Here is a 5723-nt window from a genome sequence, read left to right as displayed (position 1 = left end):
ATACTCCGGTCGAGAGATTGCGTTCTGCTTGGAAGATGTCATAGCCTCCCATGCTATTGTGGCCTTTGGAGGAGAAGTACAGTGTGCGGCCATCGGCATGGAGAAAGGGGAAGTCCTCATCGAATGGACTGTTGACCACCCCGGGCAATTTCTCAGGGTCGGTGTAGCCACCGCTCGATGTGCGATTGACAGAATAGAGGTCCAGATGATCTCCTTTGCCATAGCTGGAAAAGATGATCTCCATACTTCCATCTGAAGGGAAATACATCAGTGGGCTGTGACCTTTCTTCTTGTCTTGAGAACTGAGCAATTCCTCAGGCACTTTGATGATGCTCCCTCCCATATCACCGAGGTCATAGTTCCTGAAGAACTCGCCCATAGTGGACTCGGTCTTGTCCATCACTTTGATATCCTTGATATCCGAGAGTAGCTCTTTACCATTCTCGGCCATGGTGATCAGTCGATCCACTTCTCTGAATGCCGATCCGGTGCGGGCGTCCACCTTGTCTTTAAAATCCTCATAGGACTGGAGCGCATCAGCAAACTGGTAATTGAGATGGTAGGCCTTGCCCAGATAGAAGTAGGCCCTTTTATCGGAGAAGTTACCTCCTCGGCATGCGAAGGAGAGGTGACTGACAGCGGTGGTCACATCCTCATCACTGTACAGCAGGCATGTGCCGTACTTGAAGTTATAGTCCTTGTTCTCTGGAGAGATGCTGACCAACTGTCTATAGTCAGGAAGCACTTCCAGGAATCGACCTTCCTCGAATTTCTTCTCGGCCGATTTGAGCAGGTCTTTCTCTGCCTGTGACTGCCCTATGAGCAGCACGGAGCAGACCAATAGCATAATGGTCAGTAGCGATCTATGCAAACCGTGTGTAATTCCAGTGTTCAGCAGTCAAAAGTAATCTTATAGCACATAGAACTGTCATGGTGTCCAATGCCCCATATCTTCCATATCCTCCAGAAAGATGTCTTTCTTCCTTTTAGAGGATAATAGATAGTTGTATGGATCCTCCCCTTTCTCACCTTTCATCTTGCGCTCGTCTTCTTTGGTGTTCATCACAATGTCGTTGAACTCTTGATTGCTGGAGTAGGCCTGCATCAAGGTGCGTGTATAATCGAAATAGTACCAGTGTTCATCGTCCATCTCCAAGTAGATAGTTATGGCATCTCCGCCCCGTTTCTTTTGCATGCGTATTATCCCGTTGACTTGGGCGAAGACTTCTTTCTTTCCGAGACTGGCCAGACCGATGGGGCCTTCTGAGACATACAAGGCCTCTTCCGCATCCCATTTGAAAAAGATGTCGGTCAGTACCATGGTGCTTGCCAACTCCGCAGGCAGTTTTTTCACGCTTCCTGTCAGGGTGAGCTGAGAGATCAACTTATCTGCTTCTTCAAGTCCGAGGATCTCTTTCAGTCCCAGCGGGTAGACAGAATTCTGGAGGACCAAGGGTTTGAGTTGAGGGAATTTCTCGAAATCCTCGGCCATGGATTTCATCGCCTGCTCACTGAAGTGGAAATCCAATGGGAACATGGCTGTGAAATTGAACTTCTCTTCGGCCGTGTTGTTGACGAACCTCCCTACCGGGCGCATATCCACCTGTCCCAGATCGAGACCGAAGTTGAACTGACCTTCACCTCTTACCTGGCAACTCTGTGTGGACAGGGCGATGAGGTTACCGGTCAGATTGCGTTCTCTGAGTTTGTCTCGCGGACCCACCAGATATTCCTTGCTCTTCTTGTCATAGGTGAGTACGCCACTGCTGCTCATCATGACCTCATCCCTATCGCTCCGTATGGCCGAGAGGAAGGTGCAATACAGGTCGAGTATCTCATCATCCATCAATAGACCTATGCCTACCGGGAGGCCCGTTTCATCGGTCAAGGCGGTATCTACCGGAATGTATACCTCTTCAGGATCAATTGCGGCCTCGAAGTTCATCCAGTTCTTATCCAGATCGCAATCATGGAAGACACGGGTACGACCTCTGAAATAGAGTCCTTTTGTATTGGCATAAAGGTCGACCTCTCCTGAATACTGGAAGGCGGGACTGATAGAGAAATCAGCGGTGGACAGGATGGTCCCTTCTGCAACGGTCTGAAGAGAACTATCCACGCGTATATCATTGAATCGGATGAGTTGCTCATTCTCCACCTCATCTACATAGGTGTAGTCGCCTGAACCTTCATAATCCTTGCTCGAGTGTATCTCCAGATCTGCATTGGTGAGTGTATGGAACTTCGTCACGAAGTTGGCCACAATGGTCGCATTGTTCAGGGGATCCATCTTGGCCCGTTTGCGAATCACTACTTTGCCGCTATCCGGACTGATGCGTGCATCAGCGACCTTGATGAATTCTATCTCTTTACAATTGATGATCGACTGATCCAGATCATAAACCGCTTTGGGAGACATGAAGTTCAGTGAATCCTGATCCTCGCGCGTACTGAAGAAATTGGATTTGGTGAGATCCAGATCGGTATCTATGACGAAGTCATTGGAGACCTGACCATCATACTCGAGTGCCAGATCGTTTTGATCCATGAACCAGATGAACTTGTCCATATAACAGACATACTGATTAGCCGGGAACTCGACAAAGCTCGCCTCTCCATTGGCCTTGAACTCCCCCTTACGACCCACGAAATCGATATGCGCGTTCACGTCTTCGGTCTTAAAGGCGAAATCCGTTTCCAGACCTGTGAGTCGAAAGTCGGAGGTATCTGCATAGATATCTGACTCGGTATAGGTGAAGAGCGGTGATTCCAATTCTGCGTCACTCAGATCCATGGTGCCTATACCGGTCAATCCATCGGGACGTAAGGTGAATTGCCCATCCATGGCTGCCTGCCCATTGAAACAGGAGATATCTTCCTGCAGGGATTGTACTCTCAAGTAGTCGGAATCGGGAACGTAGGTCATTCTTACTGCATCAGCACTTACTTCTGGTACACGTACTCCTTGACTTTGTTCAAGATTGACAAAACTGCTCGTGACCCCGATAGTGGAATCCGGAAGGAAAACGAAGGCCTCTCCAGTGGCTGTGGCCGTCAGATACTCTATCACACCATCTCCTTGTAGTCCATTGCCATTGAGGATGACCTTTTCATTGAAGCGGTTCTTTCCCTGATAGGCCATCAGACCGTTGGAGGAGGTATTCATCTCGAAGCCGAGCGAATAATCAGGTTGTACAGTTAAAGGGTGATCTATATTGGGAAAGATCCCAGAGACCAAGGTTCCATCCAGAGCGATGTTATTGGCAACGAAGTTATCCAGGCTATCCAGGGAGTAAGGCTCGACTTTGAAGAAGAAGTCCGATCGATCATAGGCACCTCCCTGAATGGATGAATCATCGTAGTACACGTAGGATTCATCCAAACTCTCGAATTTCGGATAGAAGGGGAACTCCTCTCCTTTCAGACCGGACTTGTTCCTGCTATCGTCCACACTAAGGACACCTCTCCCTCCTTCTAGTACATTGGTGACCTGCACCATTGGGACCTTGCCCATTCCGCTCCAGTCGAATTTCTCTACATTGAGTCTGACAGAATCCAACTGGGCGATATCCACTTTGAAATCCTCATAAGCGAATCTGCAATCCGAGCCGAATAATTCCAGATTACCGGCCACAGTGACCCCATCGAAGAGGAAGTCACGGTCTTTCTTGACCGTCAGTTGGCGGCCATCCGGGTAAATACTCACGCGCTGCGAATCACTTAGATTGATCTTCCGTACGCCTTTCAATAGTAGGTCGTAGTTGATCAGATTCAAGGTAGCATTAGCCTCTGTTCCGATATCAGAATTGAAAAGCAGGATATCATAATCCCTCTTTCCTGCCCGATTCATCACATAGTCTTCCAGTTTATCCCGTACGATCACATAATCGGATTCCAGGTCATACTGCAGGAAACCTTGATTGGCCAGAATGATCAATTGGCGTTTGGCCACATCCGGTGGCAATCGGGTAGCCCGCGCAAAATCACTTGCGTAGAATCCATCTCCGAATTCCTTGACCAGGTCACGGACACGCACCAGTGGGTTGATAGGGTCGATTCCCTGTAAGGCATAATACCTACGCTCCTGATAATAATCTTTGGACTCGAATGCCGCTTTTGTATTGGAACTGCCGAACAGGTTGCCCATGGTCATGACAGGTTCTCCCAGATTCCAATACAAGGCTTCGAAATACATTTCCAGATCATGATAGGAATTGTAGAAGGGACTTTTGGAGATCCCCTCATCGGTCCTGACCAGACTCAGTAGATTGTCTTCTTTGATGTATCCGAGTTGGACCCCGGGGTGAGTGATGCTATCCTCACTCATGTAAATCGTGATGCGGGCATTATCACTTGCGATCCTATCTGGTCGTATGATGTACGCTAAGGAATTGGAGATCAAGAAGGGGCGGTCATCTCTGTAGATGACCAATCGGGCCGGTTGTTCGACTGTTCCAGTACCGACCAGTCTGCGACCTTTCATCGAGAATCCACCATCATAGACCATGTTGGGGGCGATCTCTTCGATCCGCAATCGCTGTTCATAGGAGTCGAATTGAGGGAAACTGGAATTCTCCTTGTCCCTACCCGCAATGACCTTCTCCTTCAAGCTGCCGAGCAGCGGTCTCTCGAAGAACTCATTGTAGAACAGCACGGAATCGATGTTGTAAGAAGAACTCTTCATTCCGATGGAGTAGGTCTTGAGATCGGCATAGACCTTATCGGGGTCCAAGCCTGCTCTTTGCCAGTCGACCTTCCCATCTTTCCCCTCCCAGTTCTTTGATAAGATATCATACACTCCTGATGTAGCATAGATGTTGGAACTATCCCGTTTGGCATAGCAGACCAGATCGGTGGTCTCAAATATGAGCGAAGGGTCTTTTCCTGGATCGATGGTAAAGCCTGATTCGGACTTATACTTCCACTGTACCGTACTCTTGTCCACCAGCAGGCCATTCCGGTATGCCCGTGCTACCGTTTCATTGAAATCAGTCAGCTTGGACTTCTTTCCTCTGGAAAGTGCCCTCAAGGTCTCTATCCACGCAGAATAGTTCGGGTCAGCAGAGGTCTGTAGCCGAATAGCCGTGCTCAAGAAATCGTGGAATTCTGGAAATGCCCGGAAGCGGAGTTTACCGAAGGTATTGCTCAGTTCATAGATATCTGTTCGCACAGAGGGATCCAGTGCTCCATTCCAGAAGGGCGTGAACTCCTCCTCGATGAACTTCTTTCCTTGCTTTTTATCTTGAGAGATGAAGAGGTCTGAAATCTCTTCCAGGTAGCTGACCTGATCTTCTGAGAATGTCTGAGCCCATAGGCCCATCGAAAGTTGAAGGCATATGGAAACTAATGCGAGGCGGAATATTTGAATCTTAGAGCCGACCAATTGTCATGTGTTTTCTTATGCACCAAACGCATTCCATCAGACTCGGATTGCATGATAAGGCCGTGTGCATCAGTATTATAGAATCCACTCAATACAATGTCAGCACCTTCTGCGGCCAATGATCGAATGACCGAAAGGTTCTGCGTCAGCGTGTTGAGATTGATGTTAGCTAAGATAAGTCCGTACTCACCGGGCTTCATTTCGGTCAGATCGGCTTTATCCACACGAATATTCACACAAGCATTATGCCGCACATTCGATCGCGCATTGTCCACGATGAAGTCTTCTATATCGGTTGCCAGGACTCTTTGCGCACCTTTCTTCTCAGCTAGAATGGCCA

The 5723-nt window shown here is 48.5% G+C and carries 3 protein-coding genes; all 3 read right to left on the bottom strand.

The window, feature by feature from the left end; translation table 11 throughout:
• Window positions 1-847 (bottom strand): hypothetical protein (locus HKN79_04495; GenBank protein ID NNC82815.1); only part of this gene is annotated, 847 nt, incomplete at its 3' end.
• Between the two features lie 81 nt (window positions 848-928).
• Window positions 929-5320, bottom strand: coding sequence for a hypothetical protein (locus tag HKN79_04490; GenBank protein ID NNC82814.1), 4392 nt, complete (start codon window positions 5318-5320; stop codon window positions 929-931).
• Between the two features lie 23 nt (window positions 5321-5343).
• The coding region (locus tag HKN79_04485) for a 50S ribosomal protein L11 methyltransferase (GenBank protein ID NNC82813.1) at window positions 5344-5723 on the bottom strand (380 nt) is incomplete at its 5' end.

The sequence above is a fragment of the Flavobacteriales bacterium genome (assembly GCA_013001705.1).
In the GTDB taxonomy this organism is placed as follows: domain Bacteria; phylum Bacteroidota; class Bacteroidia; order Flavobacteriales_D; family JABDKJ01; genus JABDLZ01.
The sequence above is the reverse complement of the archived record's forward strand: the minus strand, read 5'-3'. Positions and strand labels throughout refer to the sequence as shown.